At 72.0% G+C, this 17215-nt stretch carries 21 protein-coding genes and 1 tRNA gene; 13 read left to right on the top strand and 9 right to left on the bottom strand.

From position 1 onward, the window contains the following. Positions 1-2: 2 nt before the first annotated feature. Positions 3-236 carry a hypothetical protein gene (locus JOF36_RS07120; protein ID WP_245350709.1) on the bottom strand — a complete coding sequence of 78 codons (234 nt, stop codon included), beginning with the start codon at positions 234-236 and terminating at the stop codon, positions 3-5. Between the two features lie 205 nt (positions 237-441). On the opposite strand from JOF36_RS07120, the gene tenA reads away from it, so the two are divergent. Beyond that, positions 442-1113, top strand: coding sequence for a thiaminase II (gene tenA / locus JOF36_RS07115; protein ID WP_210025606.1), 672 nt, complete (start codon positions 442-444; stop codon positions 1111-1113). On the opposite strand, the gene JOF36_RS07110 is transcribed toward tenA, so the two are convergent. The 3 genes from JOF36_RS07110 to JOF36_RS07100 form a co-directional block, all read right to left on the bottom strand. Next, a complete protein-coding gene (locus JOF36_RS07110; protein WP_210025605.1) occupies positions 1110-1514 on the bottom strand; it encodes a phage holin family protein in 405 nt (134 codons plus the stop codon). The two genes, tenA and JOF36_RS07110, sit on opposite strands and share 4 nt — an antisense overlap. Beyond that, positions 1514-2752 carry a serine hydrolase domain-containing protein gene (locus JOF36_RS07105; protein ID WP_210025604.1) on the bottom strand — a complete coding sequence of 413 codons (1239 nt, stop codon included), beginning with the start codon at positions 2750-2752 and terminating at the stop codon, positions 1514-1516. The genes JOF36_RS07110 and JOF36_RS07105 overlap by 1 nt, the downstream gene beginning before the upstream one ends. A gap of 100 nt (positions 2753-2852) precedes the next feature. Next, positions 2853-3656, bottom strand: a complete 804-nt coding sequence (locus tag JOF36_RS07100) for a class I SAM-dependent methyltransferase (RefSeq protein ID WP_210025603.1) — start codon at positions 3654-3656, stop codon at positions 2853-2855. 248 nt (positions 3657-3904) lie between these two features. On the opposite strand from JOF36_RS07100, the gene JOF36_RS07095 reads away from it, so the two are divergent. Both JOF36_RS07095 and JOF36_RS07090 read left to right on the top strand, forming a co-directional pair. Then, entirely contained in the window at positions 3905-4879 is a 975-nt protein-coding gene (locus tag JOF36_RS07095) for a patatin-like phospholipase family protein (protein ID WP_210025602.1), read from the top strand. 101 nt (positions 4880-4980) lie between these two features. Then, complete coding sequence (locus JOF36_RS07090) at positions 4981-5247, top strand: hypothetical protein (RefSeq protein WP_210025601.1); 267 nt, start codon at positions 4981-4983, stop codon at positions 5245-5247. On the opposite strand, the gene JOF36_RS07085 is transcribed toward JOF36_RS07090, so the two are convergent. Beyond that, entirely contained in the window at positions 5244-5471 is a 228-nt protein-coding gene (locus tag JOF36_RS07085; RefSeq protein WP_210025600.1) for an FDXHR family putative zinc-binding protein, read from the bottom strand. The two genes, JOF36_RS07090 and JOF36_RS07085, sit on opposite strands and share 4 nt — an antisense overlap. Positions 5472-5693: 222 nt before the next feature. On the opposite strand from JOF36_RS07085, the gene JOF36_RS07080 reads away from it, so the two are divergent. Continuing rightward, positions 5694-7343 (top strand): CocE/NonD family hydrolase, encoded by a 1650-nt coding sequence (locus JOF36_RS07080; RefSeq protein WP_210025599.1) that lies wholly within the window; start codon positions 5694-5696, stop codon positions 7341-7343. Between the two features lie 163 nt (positions 7344-7506). Here the strand turns inward: JOF36_RS07080 and JOF36_RS07075 are convergent, their stop codons facing one another. Further along, a complete protein-coding gene (locus tag JOF36_RS07075) occupies positions 7507-7863 on the bottom strand; it encodes a hypothetical protein (RefSeq protein WP_210036440.1) in 357 nt (118 codons plus the stop codon). A gap of 436 nt (positions 7864-8299) precedes the next feature. On the opposite strand from JOF36_RS07075, the gene eat reads away from it, so the two are divergent. The 4 genes from eat to JOF36_RS07055 are packed head-to-tail and all read left to right on the top strand — an operon-like array spanning position 8300 to position 12501. Continuing rightward, positions 8300-9697, top strand: a complete 1398-nt coding sequence (gene eat, locus JOF36_RS07070; protein ID WP_210025598.1) for an ethanolamine permease — start codon at positions 8300-8302, stop codon at positions 9695-9697. Beyond that, positions 9694-11070: an ethanolamine ammonia-lyase subunit EutB gene (locus tag JOF36_RS07065; RefSeq protein ID WP_210025597.1), complete on the top strand. Its 1377-nt coding sequence runs from the start codon at positions 9694-9696 to the stop codon at positions 11068-11070. Before eat ends, JOF36_RS07065 begins: the two co-directional genes overlap by 4 nt. Then, entirely contained in the window at positions 11067-11798 is a 732-nt protein-coding gene (gene eutC, locus JOF36_RS07060; protein WP_210025596.1) for an ethanolamine ammonia-lyase subunit EutC, read from the top strand. Before JOF36_RS07065 ends, eutC begins: the two co-directional genes overlap by 4 nt. Positions 11799-11847: 49 nt before the next feature. Continuing rightward, positions 11848-12501 carry a maleylpyruvate isomerase family mycothiol-dependent enzyme gene (locus JOF36_RS07055; RefSeq protein ID WP_210025595.1) on the top strand — a complete coding sequence of 218 codons (654 nt, stop codon included), beginning with the start codon at positions 11848-11850 and terminating at the stop codon, positions 12499-12501. Between the two features lie 15 nt (positions 12502-12516). Here JOF36_RS07055 and JOF36_RS07050 read toward each other — a convergent pair whose 3' ends face one another. Continuing rightward, positions 12517-13158, bottom strand: a complete 642-nt coding sequence (locus JOF36_RS07050) for a LysE family translocator (protein WP_307862254.1) — start codon at positions 13156-13158, stop codon at positions 12517-12519. An 88-nt stretch (positions 13159-13246) separates the two neighbouring features. On the opposite strand from JOF36_RS07050, the gene JOF36_RS07045 reads away from it, so the two are divergent. Genes JOF36_RS07045 through JOF36_RS07030 form a run of 4 tightly spaced genes read left to right on the top strand, consistent with a single transcriptional unit; the run spans position 13247 to position 16318 of the window. Continuing rightward, positions 13247-13666 (top strand): cupin domain-containing protein, encoded by a 420-nt coding sequence (locus tag JOF36_RS07045; protein ID WP_210025593.1) that lies wholly within the window; start codon positions 13247-13249, stop codon positions 13664-13666. A gap of 37 nt (positions 13667-13703) precedes the next feature. After that, positions 13704-14267: a dihydrofolate reductase family protein gene (locus tag JOF36_RS07040; RefSeq protein WP_210025592.1), complete on the top strand. Its 564-nt coding sequence runs from the start codon at positions 13704-13706 to the stop codon at positions 14265-14267. A 38-nt stretch (positions 14268-14305) separates the two neighbouring features. Then, on the top strand, positions 14306-15349 hold the full coding sequence (locus tag JOF36_RS07035) for a Gfo/Idh/MocA family protein (protein ID WP_210025591.1): 1044 nt from the start codon (positions 14306-14308) through the stop codon (positions 15347-15349). A 12-nt stretch (positions 15350-15361) separates the two neighbouring features. Next, positions 15362-16318, top strand: coding sequence for an arsenic resistance protein (locus JOF36_RS07030; RefSeq protein ID WP_210025590.1), 957 nt, complete (start codon positions 15362-15364; stop codon positions 16316-16318). A gap of 67 nt (positions 16319-16385) precedes the next feature. Here the strand turns inward: JOF36_RS07030 and JOF36_RS07025 are convergent. Beyond that, positions 16386-16467, bottom strand: a tRNA-Tyr gene (locus tag JOF36_RS07025). 97 nt (positions 16468-16564) lie between these two features. On the opposite strand from JOF36_RS07025, the gene JOF36_RS07020 reads away from it, so the two are divergent. After that, the gene (locus JOF36_RS07020) at positions 16565-17056 is read left to right on the top strand and encodes a YajQ family cyclic di-GMP-binding protein (RefSeq protein ID WP_210025589.1); all 492 of its coding nucleotides are present in this window, start codon (positions 16565-16567) and stop codon (positions 17054-17056) included. On the opposite strand, the gene JOF36_RS40005 is transcribed toward JOF36_RS07020, so the two are convergent. Next, the gene (locus JOF36_RS40005) at positions 17047-17169 is read right to left on the bottom strand and encodes a hypothetical protein (protein WP_281071148.1); all 123 of its coding nucleotides are present in this window, start codon (positions 17167-17169) and stop codon (positions 17047-17049) included. The genes JOF36_RS07020 and JOF36_RS40005 overlap by 10 nt on opposite strands. Positions 17170-17215 lie beyond the last annotated feature (46 nt).

Genomic DNA, 17215 nt, shown 5'->3' with positions numbered 1-17215 from the left:
GGTCAGGCGGCGTCCGATCTCGTCGTCTGCTGTGCGGCGGGCTGCGACGTGAGGACGTGGTGGACGAGGTCCATGATCATCCGGTTGCCGCCGAGGCGGTAGCCGAAGTCCTCCCACGAGAGCAGCTCCCGGGAGATCAGCTCGCCGACCGGGCCCGGGTAGAGACGCGTGGCCCGGAACGCGGCGGCCCGCATCCGCATCTTCTCGTGGTGTTCCATGGGCGCGGGTGCGCTCATGCCCTCACCTCCTCCGATGGGTACGTGATGTCGGCACGGTCTCCGCGCTGAGCCGTCCGCCTCCCTCCATCGTGACGGACCGGCCACTGTTCGCCTCCCGGAGTGCGCAGCGTCTCACTTCAGCGTCATCCGGCGGTTGACGACAGGGTTCGCCCGCATCGCGTCACCCCGATACCCGGCGCCCCGGCACGGCTACGGTTGGACCATGGCTGATCGCACGCGTGACCTGCTCTGGTCGGACGTCGAGGGCATCTACGCCCAGGTCCTCGCACACCCGTTCGTCGGCGGGCTGACCGACGGCTCGCTGCCGCACGAGGTGTTCCGGCACTACATCGTCCAGGACGCGCACTACCTGCGCGGCTACGCCAAGGCCCTCACGGTGTGCGCGGCGAAGGCCCCCACCGACGACGACACCCTGATGTTCGCCGAGCACGCCGCCGGTGCGATCGCCGCCGAGCGCGAGCTGCACGCCGACCTGCTCGGGGGCCTCGGCCTCACCTCGGAACAGGCGCGGACGCTGCCGGTCGCCCCGGCCACCCGCGCCTACGTCAGCTACCTGCTCGCCACGGCCTACGGCGGGTCCTACGCCGAGGGTGTCGCTGCCGTGCTCCCCTGCTACTGGATCTACGCGGAGGTCGGCGAGCACCTCGTTCGCACGGGGTCGCCGGACCCGCTGTACCAGCGCTGGATCGACATGTACGCGGGCGAGGAGTTCCGGGCCGTCGTCGACGCGGTGCTGGACGCCACCGACCGGATCGGCGCCACCGCGTCGGACACCGAGCTCGGGCTGATGCGCGAGCACTTCACGGCCACGTCGCGCTACGAGTGGATGTTCTGGGACGGCGCCTACCGCCGGGAGGAGTGGCCCGTGCGCTAACGCGCGTCGTAGCGGTCCGGGATCACCAGGTGCAGGAAGAACGACACGATCCCCACGATGATCGCGCCCCAGAACGCCGACCAGAAGCCGTCGACGGCGAACGGCAGGCTCAGCAACCCGGACAGCCAGCCGGTCAGCATGAACATCAGGGCGTTCACGACCAGGGCGAACAGGCCGAGCGTCAGGATGTAGAGCGGGCAGCCGACCAGCGCCACGACCGGCTTGACGATCGCGTTCACCACCCCGAAGAGCAGCGCGACGACGAGCAGCGTCCCGATCCGGGCGCCGGTCGACCCGCTCTGCAGCTCGATGCCGCTCACGAGGACCGTCGCCACCCACAGCGACGCGGCCACGACCAGCGTCCGGACGGTGAACGCGAGCGCAGGACCCGGCTGCCGCATCAGTCGATCACCGCCTGCTGGACCAGCGTCTGGAGCTGGGAACGGATCGGGTACGTGCTGGAGGGGACGAGCTGGGTGAGGAACAGCGCGACGACGTCGTCGACCGGGTCCACCCAGAACGCGGTGGAGGCGAGCCCGCCCCAGGCGAAGGTGCCCTCGTTGGCGAGCTGCTTGGAGCCCGGCCCGTCGATCACCACGGAGAAGCCGAGCCCGAACCCGACCCCGGCGAACGCGGACTCGGAGAAGATCGGCCGGCCGACCGTGTCCAGGTCGGCGCCGCCGGGCAGGTGGTTGCGGGTGGCCCGGGCGAGCGTGCGCGGCCCGAGGATCCGGACGCCGTCGAGCTCGCCGCCGCGGGCCAGCATCCGGGCGAACCGCAGGTAGTCCCCGGCGGTCGAGAGCAGACCGCCGCCGCCCGAGAGGTAGGTCGGCTCGGCCGTCGCACCGCGGGCCAGTGCCTTGTTGAGCACGAGGCCGCCACCGGGCCGGGCGTTGTAGAGGGCGGCCAGCCGGTCGGCCTCCGGCGAGTCGGGACCGACCGAGAACGTCGTGTCGGTCATGCCCAGCGGCCCGGTGATCTCGTCGCGGAAGAACTCGTCGAGCCGCTTGCCGGAGGCGACCTCCACGACCCGGCCGAGGACGTCGGTGGCCACCGAGTAGTTCCATTCGGTGCCCGGCTGGAACAGCAGCGGGAACTCGGCGAACCGGTCCACCGCCGTCGCCAGGTCGACTCCCTGCGGGGCGCCGAACTCGTAGCCCTTCGCCCGGTACATCTCGTCGACCGGGTGCGCGTGGTGGAAGCCGTAGGTCAGCCCGGCGGTGTGGGTGAGCAGGTGGTGGATCCGTACCGGTTCGACCGCCGCGTCGGTCCCCGGGTTCAGCGCGGAGCCGCCGCGGTAGACACGCTGCTCGGCGAACGCCGGGATGTAGCGCGAGACCGGGTCGGTGAGCTCGAGCGCGCCCCGCTCCCAGAGCATCAGGGTCGCGACCGAGGTGATCGGCTTGGTCATCGAGTAGATGCGCCAGATCGTGTCGTCGGTGACCGGGCTCCCGGCCTCGACGTCACGCAGCCCGTGGTGCGAGAAGTGCGCGAGCCGGTCGCCCCGTACCACCGCGATCGTCGCGCCGGGCAGCTTGCCGTCGTCGACGTAGCGGCGGAAATGGCTGTCGACCCGGGCCAGCCGGTCCGGGTCGAGACCGACCTCGAGCGGGTCCACTTCGATCTTCGGAACCGTCACCGCGCCGACCCTACCCGCGGCCCCGGAGGCCACGAGGAGCACAGCACAGCTGTCCCGAGATGATCGAACTGCGCTCCGGTACCCCTGGTGGCCGGCGTGCTCACCCCGGCAACACCTCGAAGCGGGCCATCCGGTGGCCGCGCAGGGCCGGCGCCACGCCGAGCACCGCGGCCAGCGCCCGGGTGGCGCGCGGCAGCTGTGCGGCGACGGGAGCGGGCGGGGCACCGGCCTCGCAGGCGTCCAGCAGGCGCAGCCCCCACGGCTCGAGCTCGCGCGGGTCCTCGCAGGTCCAGTCCGTTCCCAGCCCGCTCAACGGCCCGGCGGCCAGCCGGCCTGCGGCCGCCCGGGAGAGCACGTCGGTGGCCAGGATCGCCCCGGGCAGCATCCGTGCGACGGTGAACACGATCCGCTGCACCCCCTGCTCGGGCAGCAGCGGGAGCACCTGGTCGGACACCACGAGGTACGGCCCGGGCAGCTCGCGGGCCAGCTCCATCCAGTCCTCGTCGAGGACCGAGCCCGCCACCAGGTGCGTGGTCGCGGGCAGCAGCTCGCGGCGCAGGTCCGCGACCTCGGGCAGCTCGACATCGACCCAGTGTTCCGGGCCGTCCGCGCCGAGGCGACCGGCACGGGCGTCGAGCCCCGGCCCCAGCTCCACCACCGTCCCGGCCGGGTTCGCGGTGGCGAACTCCCGCACCCAGTGGTCGAGCACGGCACCGCGCAGCAGTGTGCAGAGCTCGTCGGCACGTCCGGGTGCGACACCCAGATCGAGATCATCGGCAAGGCCCGCGGCCGCCGGATCCCGCGCCACCGGACGGCGGCGCCGGGCATCGCGGGCGCGGGCGGACGCAGCCGGGAGCGACGTCGATTCGATCGCCCCCAACCGCAACCGGCGTCGTTGCGTCACGGTGTCACCCCCCTGATCGCCGGAACCTACTAGTGCGGTGGCCACGAACGTTGCCGGGGTGATCGCCGGCCCGGGCGCGCGAGGTCCCGGTGAAGGTTCGCGGCCACCGCACCAGGACGTCGCCCCGCGGTTCGGGCGGGGCGGTGGACGGCGTGGGTGCGGCGGCGGGTGGCTCGCGAACGGATCCGGTACCGGGGTGCCACCAGGCGTCGGCCGGGGCTCGGGGGCCGGAAGCGATGATGGGTCGCATGCGCAGCCACACCCTCGCACCCGGGGCCCACGGCGACGCCGAGGTCCTGGCGCTGCTGGAGCGGCGGCGGGAAGCGGGTCGCGGCGCGGGCGGCCACCACGACGGCCACCGGGTCGCTCTCGTCGTCGGGGGCGGCGGGATGCGCGGCGCCTACGCAGGCGGGATGGTGCACGCGCTCGAGGACGCGGGCCTCGCCGGGTGCTTCGACCAGGTGTGGGGCAGCTCCGCGGGCGCCTTCGTCGGGACGGCGCTGGTGCTGGGGCACGGCGCGGACGCGGCCCGGATCTTCACCGACGACATGGCGTGCCGCGCGTTCATCGACCCGCGCCGGTTCGGTACCCGGCGGCCGATGGTCTCGCTGGACCACCTGCTCGACCACATCCTCGTCGAGTCGAAGCCGACCGACTGGTCGTCGCTGGTGACCAGCCCGGTACCACTGCACGTCATGGTCACCCGGGCCGCCGACCTCGCCCCGCACGTGCTGACCGACCTGCCCGACGGCGACGCCTGGAAGACGGCGATGCGGGCGACCGCGACGATCCCGCTGCTCGCCGGACCGCCGGTGCGGGTGGGCGACGCCGACTGGATCGACGGTTCGGTCGGTGACCCGCTGCCGGTGGCGCGGGCACTGCGCGGCGGTGCCACCCACGTGCTGGCCCTGATGACCCGCACCGTCGACGAGCTGGTCACCCCGCCCTCGGACGCACGCACCCCGCTGTGGGCCCGGTCGCTGGACCGGCTCGCCCCCGGGCTCGGCCGGATGGCGCAGGACGCGTCGCGGCACGGCGAGTGCCTCTCGCTCCTCACCGACGCCGCGCACCCGGACCGGGTGGGGGCGCACCTGATGACCCTGGCCCCGCATTCGTCCGCCGGGGTCCGTGGTCTCACCACGGACCGGGAGCGGGTCGGCGGCGCCACCCGGATCGGTTACGAGACCGTGTCCGGGGTGCTCGACCTGCTCGCCGCGGCCTGACCCGGACGGGTCACGAACCCCTCGCCGGGCGATCTTCGATGATTTTCGGTGGCCCGGCGGGTCTCCCCCGTGACAGCCGATTCCAGGACGGGGGTGGACCGATGCGGGGCGCACCCTCCTTCCACACACGGACGGTCACGCTGACACCGGGCGAAGCCCGCCCGCACGACGAGGACGACTGGCGCGGTGCGCTGGTCGTCGTCGATCAGGGGGAGATCGAGCTCTGCTGCTCGGCCGGGGGGAGCCGGATCTTCGGCGCCGGTTCGGTCCTGTGGTTCACCGGGCTCGACCTGGTGTCCGTGCGCAACCCCGGATCCACCGACGCGGTGTTCCGCGGGATCACCCGGGCCGCGGCCCGACCTGCCTAACCGGCCCGGCCCGCCGCTGCGGGCGCCCGCAGCCAGATCCCGTTGCGGGTCGCGACCAGCCCCAGCTCGCCGGGGTCGTGGACGCACACCCCGCGCGGGCGATGGGTGTCCCAGAGCTCCGCGTCGTCGAACACGGCGCCGCAGCCACCGAAGCGACCACAGCAGTGCGCCCGGTCCGGCCCGACCCACTCCCGACCACAGCACGACATCCGCACGACCTGCACGCGGGCAGGCTACGCGCGCCCCCCGACAGTTCCGGCCGTCCGGGCCGCCGTCCCGCTCCCGCCGACGCCGCGGGCCGGCTCCCGGCTCCGGAGGGCACGCGGCCCTCCGCGTGCGGCCGGTCACGTTGCGTGGTCACCGGCCGCGGGACCGACCGGTTCGACGGGTTCTCCTACGATCTGTCCCTGCCCCCGCAGCGAGCGGGTGCGAGGGGGGAGGTGGCGATGGCCGCGCTCGCGGAGCGGCTGATCGACCGGCGACTGGGTTTCGGCGGCACCCCGGTGCCGTACGTGCGGGAACGGAATCTGCGCGTGCCGATGTCCGACGGCGTCGTGCTGCTCGCCGACCTCTACCGCCGGCCGGGCCCGGGTGAGCCCCGCCCCACCGTGCTGATGCGCACCCCCTACGGCCGTGACGGCCTCGGTTCACTCATCGGGTCGCTGCTGGCCCGCCGGGGGTTCCAGGTGCTGGTGCAGTCCACCCGCGGGACGTTCGGGTCCGGCGGGCAGTTCCGTCCGTTCCTGCACGAGAGCTCGGACGGGCTCGACACCCTGGCGTGGGTCCGGCAGCAGGACTGGTGCGACTCCGACGTCTCCATGGTCGGCCCGAGCTATGTCGGGCACACGCAGTGGGCCGTCGCCCCGTACGCCGATCCCGGGCTCCGCTCGATGAACGCCGACATCACGGCGTCGGAGTTCACGAGCACCTTCTACCCCGGTGGCGCCCCCGGCCTGCTGAACCTGGCGAGCTGGGTGAACCAGATCGGGCGCCAGGAACGGCTGGGTGCGGTCACCGGCTTCCTCGCGACCCCGGTCTTCAGCCGCCGTAAGCGCCGCGCGGTGGCGGCGCTGCCGCTGCAGGCCGCGGACGTCGCACTGACCGGGGCACCGGTGGTCTTCTGGCGGGACTTCGTCGAGCACGCCGAGCAGCCCCGCGAGTTCTGGGCACCGGCCGAGCACGACGGCTTCGACGCCGCCGCGATGCCCCCGGTGTGCATGGTCACCGGGTGGTGGGACCTGTTCCTCGACCGGCAGCTGGTCGACTTCACCGCGCTGCAACGCGGCGGGGCGACCGCTCGGATCACGATCGGGCCGTGGCACCACGGCGACCGGGACTCGCTGCCGACGATCGCGCACGAGATGGTCGACTGGCTCGGGGTGCACCTGCACGGCGAGGACGGCGACGGCCGTGCCCCGGTCCGCGCCTACGTCCAGCACGCCGACCGGTGGACCGACCTGCCGTGCTGGCCGCCGCCGCAGGTGCAGCCGACCGAGTGGTACCTGGGCCCCGGGTTGCGGCTCCAGCCCGAGTCCCCCGGCGCCGGTTCCCCGCCCGCGCCGGCGGACACGTTCGTCTACGACCCGGCCGATCCCACGCCGACGATCGGTGGCCCGATGCTGCAGCCGCCGACCAAGCAGCACGACAACCGCGCCGTCGAGGCCCGCGACGACGTGCTGGTCTACACCGGGCCACCGCAGGAGTCCGATCTGGACCTGCTCGGCCAGGTGTCGGCGGTGGTGTACGTCCGCACCGACTCCGGCGAGGGGGACGTGTTCGTCCGGGTCTGCGACGTGGCACCCGACGGGGCATCGCACAACGTGACCGACGCGATGCACCGGCTCGTCCCGGGCCGGGAGGCGACCGCCCCGGACGGGACGACGGTCGTCCGGATGGCGCTCAGCCCGACCGGCTACCGGGTACGGGCCGGGCACCGGCTCCGGGTCCAGATCGCCGCGGCGGCGTTCCCCCGGTTCGCCCGCAACCACGGGACCGGCGAGCGCATGTCCGCGGCGGTCACCGGGCGGACGATCCGCTACGAGGTGCTGCACGGGCCGGAGCACCCGTCGCACGTGGTACTGCCGCACCATCCCTGACGAGAATGCGCCGGGCGTGCCGCGTTCGGGTGTCGCACGGTCGAGAAATGCGTGAATCCCCCGCTCCGGTTCGAGAGCGGGGGATTCACGCGAAAGGTGCGACTCGCTGATTCGTGGGGAGACGGCCCCGTGAATCAGTGGAGTCCGCGGACCTTTTCGCAGATCAGTCGTCGATGTTGGTCTGCGAGGTCGAGCCCGGGGAGCACTCGGAGACGGAGGGGGCGTCCTCGCCGTTGGTGGCCTGGCCGCCCAGCACGCCCAGCACGCTGGCCGCGATGTCGGCGTTGTTCAGCGAGCAGGACAGCACGTTCGCGTTGTTCAGCGCGTTCACGTCACCGATGTTGACCAGGCCGGACTGCTTGTCCGAGCTGCTCTCGTCGATGTTGTTGATCTGCTTGGCGTTCACGTCCTTGCCGCCGTGCTCGTGACCGTGGCCGCCGTCGCCGGCGAAGGCCAGCGGCGAGATGGCGAGCAGCCCGGCGGTGACACCGGCGGTGACGATTCCAGCCTTCTTCAGCACAGTTACTTCTCCGTTGTGTACGGGCCCGTTGTGGACCGGCGTGTTCGGCGCGGGTTCGGGAGCCCCGCCGATGCACAGAACGTTATCCGGTCGACCCTCGATTCAACGAATTCCTTACCACTATCGGACCACAGGCATTACTTTCCGCGAGGATACTGCTCTCTTCCGGCATCCCGATCTTCGCGGGAACGTCGCGTGCGGCCGCAGCCCGCGACGGACCGTCACCACAGTGGGCCCGAACGGACGCGCATCCTTTCCGCGGAACACGCTCGGTGATCTCTCCGCCCACGGTGGTGTCGGCACGTCATCCTGTCGCGTGGACACGGGCGGGTGGCGACGACACCGAACGCCGACACAGATCCCTCGCATCGGCCTATCCCGCTCGACCGGGTGTCGTCCCTACGATCCGCTCACCCGAGCGAGCGGAGACAGGGCCATGAGCGGATCCACCGACGACGACTACCTGGCGAAGCGCCGGCTCCGGACCGGCGCTGCGGGCTGGGTCCTGCTCGCCGGGCTGGGCGTCAGCTACGTCATCTCCGGCGACTACTCCGGCTGGAACTTCGGACTGGCCGAGGGCGGGTTCGGCGGCCTGCTGATCGCCGCCGTCGTCATCGCCGCGATGTACATCGCGATGGTCCTGGGGATGGCGGAGCTGTCCTCGGCGCTGCCCACGGCCGGTGGTGGCTACACCTTCGCCCGCCGCGCGCTGGGCCCGTGGGGCGGTTTCGCGACGGGGACGGCGATCCTCATCGAGTACGCGATCGCCCCGGCCGCGATCGCCACCTTCATCGGCGCCTACGTCGAGTCGCTGGGCCTGTTCGGGATCACCGACGGCTGGTGGGTCTACCTGGCGGCGTACCTGCTGTTCGTGGGCATCCACATCACCGGCGTCGGTGAGGCGCTCAAGGCGATGTTCGTGATCACCGCGATCGCCCTGGCCGGCCTGGTGGTGTTCGCGGTCGCCGCGATCCCGATGTTCGACCCGGCCAATCTGGTCGACATCGCGCCGACCGACGCGGTGGGGGCCTCACCGTTCCTGCCTTACGGCTGGCTCGGCGTGTGGGCGGCGGTGCCGTTCGCCATCTGGTTCTTCCTGGCGCTGGAGGGCGTCCCGCTGGCCGCCGAGGAGGCGCGCGACCCGGAGCGGAACGTGCCGCGCGGCATCCTCGCGGCGATGATGGTCCTGCTGGTCACGGGGGCGACGGTGCTGGTGCTCGCGACCGGGGCGCTCGGCGCCGAGGCCCTGTCGGAGTCCGGGAACCCGCTGGTGGAGGCGCTGGGGGCCACCGGAGCCGGCGTCGTCGTCAACTACATCGGGCTGGCCGGGCTGGTCGCCAGCTTCTTCTCGATCATCTACGCCTACTCCCGGCAGACGTTCGCGCTGTCCCGGGCCGGCTACCTGCCGCGGGTGCTGTCGGTGACCAACGGGCGGAAGGCGCCGACCCTGGCGCTGGTGGTGCCGGGTGCGGTCGGCTTCGCGCTGTCCCTGACCGGGCAGGGCGACACGCTGCTGAACATGGCGGTGTTCGGCGCGGCGCTGTCGTACGTCCTGATGATGGTCAGCCACATCGTGCTGCGCCGCCGGGCCCCGCAGATGCACCGGCCGTACCGCACCCCCGGCGGGGTCGCGACGACCGGTTTCGCGCTGGTGATCGCGGTGCTGGCGGTGATCGCGACGTTCCTGGTCGACCCGATCGCCGCGGGCGCGACGCTGGGAGCCTTCGCCCTGTTCATGCTCTACTTCGCGCTCTACTCGCGGCATCACCTGGTGGCCGCCGCCCCGGACGAGGAGTTCGCGGCCCTGGCGAAGGCGGAGGAGGAGCTCACATGACACGGCGGCGGACCACCCTGGGCGGCCACACCTACGAGTTCACGGACCTGGCGGCGCTGCTGGCCGCAGCCACCCCGGCGCGGTCGGGGGACGTGCTGGCCGGGGTCGCGGCGGCCTCCGAGCAGGAACGCGTCGCCGCGCAGGGGGTGCTCGCCGACCTGCCCCTGATCACGTTCCTGACCGAGCAGGTCGTCCCCTACGACGACGACGAGGTCACCCGGCTGATCATCGACACGCACGACGCGGACGTGTTCGCGCCGATCGCCTCGATGACGGTCGGGGAGCTCCGCGAGCACCTGCTGACGCCGTCGACCGGCACCACCGCGCTCGCCCCCGGGCTCACCCCGGAGATGGTCGCGGCGACGACGAAGCTGATGCGGCTGCAGGACCTGATCGCGGTCGGGCGCCGCACCCCGGTGGTGACGGCGTTCCGGTCGACGGTCGGGCTGCCGGGCACGATGGCGACCCGGCTGCAGCCCAACCACCCGACCGACGATCCCGGCGGGGTGACGGCCTCGATCGTGGACGGACTCCTGCTGGGCTGCGGGGACGCCGTCATCGGGATCAACCCGGCCACCGACTCGCCGCAGCGCGCGACCGAGCTGCTGCACCTGATCGACGAGGTCCGCACCCGCTACGAGATCCCCACCCAGTCCTGCGTGCTCACGCACATCACGACGTCGATCGAGATCATGGAGCGGGGCGCGCCGGTGGACCTCGTGTTCCAGTCGATCGCCGGCACCCAGGCCGCCAACACCGGCTTCGGCGTCACCCTCGAGCTGCTGCGCGAGGCGCACGAGGCCGCGCTGTCACTGGACCGGGGCACCGTGGGTACGAACTGCATGTACTTCGAGACGGGCCAGGGCAGCGCGCTGTCGGCGGACGCCCACCACGGCGTCGACCAGCAGACGCTGGAGGCCCGCGCGTACGGCGTCGCCCGGGCCTTCGATCCGTTGCTGGTCAACACGGTCGTCGGGTTCATCGGGCCGGAGTACCTCTACGACGGCAAGCAGATCACCCGGGCCGGGCTGGAGGACCACGTCTGCGGGAAGCTCCTGGGCGTCCCGATGGGCGTCGACGTCTGCTACACCAACCACGCCGAGGCCGACGCCGACGACACCGACGCCCTGCTCACGTTGCTCGGTGCCGCCGGGTGCTCGTTCGTGATCTGCGTGCCCGGCGGGGACGACGTGATGCTGCACTACCAGTCGCTGTCGTTCCACGACGCGCTCTACGCCCGCCAGGTGCTGGGACTGCGCCCCGCTCCGGAGTTCGAGTCCTGGCTGTCGACGATGGACATGCTCGGCGACGACGGCCGGGTCCGGGAGCTGCCCGCGGCGGCGCTGCGGGCGCTCACGGCAGGTGTGCGATGAGCACCGATCCGCTGGAGCTGCTGCGGGCCTCCACCCGGGCCCGGGTCGCCCTCGGCCGGGCCGGGGACGCGCTGCCGACCGCACGGCTGCTCGAGCTGCGCGCCGCGCACGCCGCCGCCCGCGACGCCGTCCACTCCCCGCTGGACGTCGACGCCGTGGTGGCCGGGATCGACGGGCTCGGGGTGCGGACCCTGCGCGCGGCCGGTGCCCCGCGCGACCGGGCCGAGTACCTGGCCCGCCCGGACCTCGGCCGCCGCCTGGCGTCCGGTGTGGAGCTCCCGCGGGGCGAGCACGACGTCGTGCTCGTGGTCGCCGACGGGTTGTCCCCGCTCGCGGTGCAGGAGCACGCCACCGGACTGATCGCCGAGATCCTGGAGCGGCTCGCCGGGTGGCGGGTGGCCCCGGTCGTCGTCGCCACCCAGGCGCGGGTGGCGCTGGGCGACGAGATCGCCACGGCGGTCGGTGCCCGCAGCGTGCTCGTGCTGATCGGGGAGCGACCGGGCATGAGCTCGGTCGACTCGCTCGGCGCCTACTTCACCTACGACGCCCGCCGCGGCCGCCGCGACTCCGAGCGCAACTGCGTCTCCAACATCCGCCCGCCGCACGGCACGGAGTACGCGGCGGCCGCCACGACGCTCGCGCTGCTGATGAGCGAGGCGAACCGGCTGAAGCTGTCCGGGGTCACGCTCAAGGCGGACCCGGCGCTGGGTCCCGGTGGGGACGGTTAGCGATGAGTCCCGGGCCCCCGACCGGTCCGAAGATCGGAGACATCCACCGATGAGGGGACCGACCGTGCCGCTGCAGACCCGCGACGACCTGTGGGCCGCGATCCACACCGAGCGTGCCGCCCTGGCCGAGGACCTGGCCGGCCTGTCCGACGAGCAGTGGGCGACGCCGTCGTCGTGCGGTCGGTGGAACGTGGAGCAGGTCGTCGCGCACCTGACGGCCGCCGCGAGCACCGGCGGGTTCCGCTGGCTCCGGAGCATGCTCGCGGCGAGGTTCGACGACGGCGTCCACAACGACCGCCGGCTCGCCGAGCACCTCGGAGCGACGCCCACCGCGACGCTCGACCGGTTCCGCGCCGTCGTCGGCAGCACGACGGCGGCATCCGGTCACACCCCGGCCTGGCTGGGTGAGGTCGTCGTGCACGGCCAGGACGTCCGGCGGCCGCTCGGCCTGGACCGGACCCCGTCGATCGAGGCGCTCACCGCCGTCGCCGAGTTCTTCGTACGCCGCGACTTCACCGTGAACAGCCGCACGGCGGCGGCCGGGTTGCGGCTGGAGGCCACCGACGGACCGTTCGCGCACGGCTCCGGGCCGCTGGTCCGCGGTCCCTCGGTCGCGCTGGTGACGGCGCTGGCCGGGCGCGCGTCGTACTGCGACGAGCTGGAGGGGCCGGGTGTGGCGACGCTGCGCGAACGCTGCGCCTGATCCTCACGGCGCGGCTCAGGGTGTCGCGGGCGTCCGGCCGAGCGCGGTCCGTACGGCGAAGACTCCCAGGATGCTGCCTGCGACCCACCGCTGGACCGTCATGGCACGCGGGCGTGCTGCCAGGAACCCCGACACCGACGCGGCGGTCAGGACGATGAGCCCGTTCACCGTCACCGCGACGGCGATCTGGACGCCCCCGAGCTGCAGGAGCTGGCTCCAGGTCGCGCCGCCGGCCGGGTCGACGAACTGGGGCAGCAGCGCCGCGTACATCAGCGCGATCTTGGGGTTCAGCAGGTTGGTGAGCAGACCCATCCCGAACAGCCGCGCATCCGCCTCCGGTGCGAGCTCCCGCCGCTCGAACGGTGAGCGCCCGCCCGGGCGCACCATGCTCCATGCCAGCCAGGCCAGGTACAGCGCACCGGCGATCTTCACCGTGGTGTACGCGGCGGGGACGGCGACGAACAGGGCGGACAACCCGGCGGTGGCGGCCACGAGGTAGCAGAGGAACCCGGCCGCGGTACCGGCCAGCGAGACGAGGCCGGCCCGCCGTCCCTGCGAGATGGCCCGCGACGTCAGGTACACCATGTTCGGTCCCGGAGTCAGGACCATCCCGAGCGCGACCACGACGACACCGAGGGCTGCGGACAGCTCGATCACGGGACGGGTCCTTCCGGCCGGAGTGCTGATCGAGTCAAGCACGGGCGACGGCAGCCCGACCACACGTTTCGACACGCGGAGGAAACCGATGAGCAGATTCCACATCAGGGCGCAGGACCAGCCGGTCGTCGACCAGAGCGACGCCACCGACGAGTCCTGGATGAGCGCCGGCGGCGACCCGCGAGATCGGGGACGGCTGGTCGAACTCGTATCGCAGCAGCTCGTGGGCTCCGAGCGACTGATGGTCGGTCTCGCCTGGCTGAGCCCCGGCGAGGTACACCTGCTCCACCATCACCCGCACGCCGACGAGTGGTACTACATCATCCGGGGGTCGGCGCAGTTCACCATCGGTGACGAGGTCATCCGCGGCGAGCCCGGTTCGACGCTGTGGATCCCGACGGCGGTGCCCCACCGGATCCACAACGACGATCCACGCGAGACGCTGGAGTTCCTGTGGGGCTTCGACCAGCCGCGCCTGGACTCGGTCGGGATCGTGTGGGACGAGTAGGCGATGAATTCGTGACGTGCGCCGGGTCAGCACCGGTATGAGCGATACGGATGCCGGCCCGGGCCAGGTTGTCGTGAACAGGGCGATGTCGCTGGACGGCTTCATCGCCGGCCCCGGCGACGCGATGGACGGGGTCCTCGAGTACCGGACCGAGACTGCGTTCACCGAGGTCATGCAGGCCACCGGCGCCATGCTGGTCGGGCGGAACACCCACGAGGTCGGCAAGCGGATGTCAGCCGAGCGCACCGACCACGAAGCCGAGGGCACCGACTACGACGGGGGCCCGGTGTTCGTCCTGACCCACCGGCCACCGGACGAGCCGGAGCCGGGGGTCACCTTCCTCACCTGCGATCTCGAGGAGGCCGTCGCCACGGCGCGTGCCGCCGCGGGTGGAAAGAACCTGGAGATCCTCGGAGCCGACGTGGCCGGTCAGTGCCTGCAGCGGGGCCTCGTCGACGAGATCCTGGTGTACGTCCTGCCGGTGCTGCTCGGCAACGGCGTGCGGTTCTCGGCATCCGGGCTCGGCAGGATCGGCCTCGAACCGATCAGCAACACGCAGTCGGGTCCCGTGACGACGCTCCGCTTCCGCGTGCAGAAGTAGTTTGCTACCGCGTCCGGTCCGCGACCACAGTGGCCCTTGTGGGGCGGAGGATCGGAGTCGTCGGGCTCGGCGTGCAGGGCAGGCACCTGGCCCGTTGGGCCGAACAGCTCGGGTTCGAGGTCGTCGTGGGCTGCGACATCCGCGACCTCGGGAGCACCGAGTTGCCCCGCCACACGCGGGACTGGACCGAGTTGCTCGACATGGGGCTCGACGGTGTGGTCCTCGCCGACGACTTCGACACCCACGCCCCACGGGCAGTCGCGTTCCTCGAGGCGGGCGTGCACGTGCTCTCCGAGACCGCGGCCTGTGCCGACGAGGCAGAGGGGCGGCAGCTCGTCGCGGCGGCGGACGACTCGAGCGCGACCTACTCGTTCGCCGAGAACTACGTCGCGCTGCCCCACGTGCGCATGATCAGCGATGCGGTTGCGGCGGGCGAGGTCGGCGACGTCGAGTTGATCGAGGCCGAGTACCTGCACGGCCTGGCCCCGGACGCGCTGCGGAGCCTGCTCGGGGCCCCCGATCACTGGCGCAACCGGATCTCACCGACCGCGTACTGCACACACACCCTCAGTCCGGTGCTCGCGATCACCGGTGCCCGTCCGACGACGGTCACGGCGCACGGCATCGGCACGGAGGAACGGGCGACGGCTGTCGTCATGGTCGTGCGGTTGTCCACCGGTGCAGTGGCCGTCACCCGGCACGGCTTCCTGCAGGGCGAGCCGGACAGCCACTGGAGCTGGGTCTCGGTACGCGGGACGCACGGGCTCGTCGAGTCCCGTCGCGCGCAGGGCGATGACGCGTGGTCGGTCCGGTTCCGGACCGAGCCATGGGCGAGCCCGGCCGGCGCGGTCCGTGACGAGGTGCGTGTGCCGGATCGTCTCGTCCTCGGCGGGCGGACGATCGAGCCCGATGCCGAGGGTACGGTCCGGATCCTGCAGGCCTTTCGCGCGACCATCGACGAGGGAGCCCCGCCGTTGGTGCCGGTCCGCCCGGCCGTCGCCGCCTCGTTGGTCGGAGTGGTCGCCGGCCGATCGCTCGCGGACGGTGGCACACCGGTCCCGGTACCCGAGTTCCAGCTGTGAGGACGGCTCTCCGTGTCCGTGGCCCGGCTCGAACGCCACCAGATCGTGATCTACCTCGGCGCCCTGGTCACCGGCGCCGCAGTCGGCCTCACCGTGCCTGCCGCGGCGCCCTGGGCCGAGCTGGGCATCTACCCGTTCCTGGCCGCGCTGCTCTACGCCACCTTCCTGCAGGTTCCCTTCACCGCGATCGCACGGGCGCTGCGCGACCTACGGTTCCTCTCCGCCACGCTGGTGCTGAACTTCGTGCTGGTCCCTGCGGTCGTCGCTGCGCTCACCCTGTGGCTGCCGCTGAGCCGGGCGGTGCTGCTCGGGGTGCTGCTGACCCTGCTCACGCCCTGCATCGACTACGTCATCGTGTTCACCGGCCTGGCCGGCGGCGCCGCCCCACGTCTGGTCGCCGCGTCACCGCTGCTGATGCTCATCCAGATCATCGCCCTGCCACTGCTCCTGTTCGCGTTCCTCGGGCCCGGGCTGGTCGACATCGTCGAGGTCGGCCCGTTCCTCGAGGCGTTCCTGGTCCTGATCGTGGGGCCACTGCTGCTGGCCGGGCTCACCGAGATCGTCGCCGCGCGCCACCGCGCCGGCCGGCAGGTCACCGCGGCCATGCACGCCGCGATGGTGCCGCTGATGGCCCTGACCCTGTTCGTGGTGGTCGCCAGCCAGATTCCCGCGGTCGGTGACCAGCTCGGCCAGATCGCCGCGGTCATCCCGATCTATGCCGCGTTCCTGCTCGTCATGGCCGGCGTCGGCCTGGCCACCGCGCGGGTGTTCCGGCTCGACCCACCGACCGGCCGCGCACTGATCTTCAGCGGTGCCACTCGCAACTCGCTGGTCGTGCTCCCCCTGGCCCTCGCACTGCCCGCCCCGTACGCCATCACCGCCGCCGTCGTGGTGACCCAGACCCTCGTCGAGCTCCTCGGAATGGTGATCTACGTCCGCGCCGTACCCAGGCTGTTGCCCCAGCGGTGACCACCCGAAACGAAAAAGACCCCCGGTCCCAGCGTTTCCGCTGGTCGGGGGTCTCTTTGTCCTGCTGTGGCTGGTCCAGGATTCGAACCTGGGAAGGCTACGCCGACGGATTTACAGTCCGCTCCCTTTGGCCGCTCGGGCAACCAGCCGGGGTGCACGTCGCTCTCGCTCGGTGCGTGAACGAGGATACGACACGATCCGACGAGCCCCGACGAGGGGGCCCACCACCCGAGGAGGACACCCGAGATGGCCGACCCGTCGTTCGACGTCGTGAGCAAGGTGGACCGTCAGGAGGTCGACAACGCGCTGAACCAAGCGGTGAAGGAGCTGTCGCAGCGGTTCGACTTCCGCGGGACGAACACCACGGTCTCGTGGTCCGGTGAGGAGGCCGTGACGTTCGAGTCCGAGACCGAGGAGCGGCTGCGCGCCGGGATCGACGTCTTCAAGGAGAAGCTGATCAAGCGCGGCATCTCGCTGAAGGCGTTCGAGGCCGACGAGCCCGCGATCTCCGGTAAGACCTACCGAGCGAGCGGCAAGATCCTGCAGGGCATCGAGCAGGACAAGGCCAAGGAGATCAGCAAGGCGATCCGGGACGAGAAGCTGAAGGGCGTCCAGGCCCAGATCCAGGGCGACCAGCTGCGCGTCTCGGGCAAGAAGAAGGACGACCTCCAGGCCGTCATCGCGCTGCTGAAGTCGAAGGACTTCGGGATCGCGCTGCAGTTCACGAACTACAGGTAGCCCGCCCAGGTACAGGCCCGGTACAACGCGAGCACCGAAGCCACCAGCGTCCGGGTCTGGTCGACGGCGCCCGACCAGACCCGACGTGCGGGTGCATCGACCTCGTCCTGCACCTGCCCTCCAGATGCCCGCTCGGGGCACCTCGTACGGCTCACCAGG

This window comes from Pseudonocardia parietis, from assembly GCF_017876315.1.
GTDB classification, from domain to species: Bacteria; Actinomycetota; Actinomycetes; order Mycobacteriales; family Pseudonocardiaceae; genus Pseudonocardia; species Pseudonocardia parietis.
Note: the sequence above shows the minus strand (reverse complement) of the source record. Positions and strands in the feature narration are given on the sequence as shown.

What these genes read in the sequence shown, in the direction of transcription:
- tenA (WP_210025606.1), top strand. Translation starts at nt 442, where the DNA reads ATGGCTGATCGCACGCGTGACCTGCTCTGGTCGGACGTCGAGGGCATC.
- JOF36_RS07110 (WP_210025605.1), bottom strand. Translation starts at nt 1,514, where the DNA reads ATGCGGCAGCCGGGTCCTGCGCTCGCGTTCACCGTCCGGACGCTGGTC.
- JOF36_RS07055 (WP_210025595.1), top strand. Translation starts at nt 11,848, where the DNA reads ATGAGGGGACCGACCGTGCCGCTGCAGACCCGCGACGACCTGTGGGCC.
- JOF36_RS07095 (WP_210025602.1), top strand. Translation starts at nt 3,905, where the DNA reads ATGCGCAGCCACACCCTCGCACCCGGGGCCCACGGCGACGCCGAGGTC.
- JOF36_RS07090 (WP_210025601.1), top strand. Translation starts at nt 4,981, where the DNA reads ATGCGGGGCGCACCCTCCTTCCACACACGGACGGTCACGCTGACACCG.
- JOF36_RS07040 (WP_210025592.1), top strand. Translation starts at nt 13,704, where the DNA reads ATGAGCGATACGGATGCCGGCCCGGGCCAGGTTGTCGTGAACAGGGCG.
- JOF36_RS07120 (WP_245350709.1), bottom strand. Translation starts at nt 236, where the DNA reads ATGAGCGCACCCGCGCCCATGGAACACCACGAGAAGATGCGGATGCGG.
- JOF36_RS07020 (WP_210025589.1), top strand. Translation starts at nt 16,565, where the DNA reads ATGGCCGACCCGTCGTTCGACGTCGTGAGCAAGGTGGACCGTCAGGAG.
- eat (WP_210025598.1), top strand. Translation starts at nt 8,300, where the DNA reads ATGAGCGGATCCACCGACGACGACTACCTGGCGAAGCGCCGGCTCCGG.
- JOF36_RS07045 (WP_210025593.1), top strand. Translation starts at nt 13,247, where the DNA reads ATGAGCAGATTCCACATCAGGGCGCAGGACCAGCCGGTCGTCGACCAG.
- JOF36_RS07080 (WP_210025599.1), top strand. Translation starts at nt 5,694, where the DNA reads ATGGCCGCGCTCGCGGAGCGGCTGATCGACCGGCGACTGGGTTTCGGC.
- eutC (WP_210025596.1), top strand. Translation starts at nt 11,067, where the DNA reads ATGAGCACCGATCCGCTGGAGCTGCTGCGGGCCTCCACCCGGGCCCGG.
- JOF36_RS07065 (WP_210025597.1), top strand. Translation starts at nt 9,694, where the DNA reads ATGACACGGCGGCGGACCACCCTGGGCGGCCACACCTACGAGTTCACG.